This is a genomic window from Mesorhizobium sp. M8A.F.Ca.ET.207.01.1.1, assembly GCF_004794715.1.
Lineage (GTDB): Bacteria > Pseudomonadota > Alphaproteobacteria > Rhizobiales > Rhizobiaceae > Mesorhizobium.
Genome location: NZ_SRUS01000122.1, coordinates 1 through 417, shown reverse-complemented (window position 1 = coordinate 417; position 417 = coordinate 1). Strand labels below are relative to the sequence as shown.

2 pseudogenes are annotated in these 417 nt (G+C 68.8%); one reads left to right on the top strand and one right to left on the bottom strand.

The features are described 5' to 3' along the window. Window positions 1-183: pseudogene (locus tag EN850_RS33780) on the bottom strand (hypothetical protein); the annotation flags it as partial. 54 nt (window positions 184-237) lie between these two features. Between EN850_RS33780 and EN850_RS37610 the strand changes: the two are divergent. After that, a pseudogene (locus tag EN850_RS37610) lies at window positions 238-417 on the top strand (NAD(P)/FAD-dependent oxidoreductase); the annotation flags it as partial.

Genomic DNA, 417 nt, shown 5'->3' with positions numbered 1-417 from the left:
GTCGATGTTGTCGGCCGGGGTCATCGGCGTGAGGAAGGCTTCGGCGAGGGTGGTCACCCCGCGCGCGCCACTGGCGGCCGGCGCGGCCGCTCCCGCGACCGGATCGTTGCCGCTGGCCGGCGTGCAGCCGGCGATCAGCGTGGCGGCCAGCGCCGCGGCCAGGACGGCACGGCTGCGCCCCATCACAGCGCCACCTTCAGGCCCAGCGCATAGGTGCGGCCGTATTCTTCCATCTGCAGGGTGCGCGACCGCGTGCCGATGACCTTCGTGACGCCGGAACCCTATATCGGCCATCTCGGGCTTGACGGGGTCGGCGACACCAAGGGTCTGCTCGAAAGCGCCATGCGCGATCGCCACATCAAATGGATCACCAATGCGAAAGTGACTTCGGTCGACGCCGGTCTGATGCATGTCGAG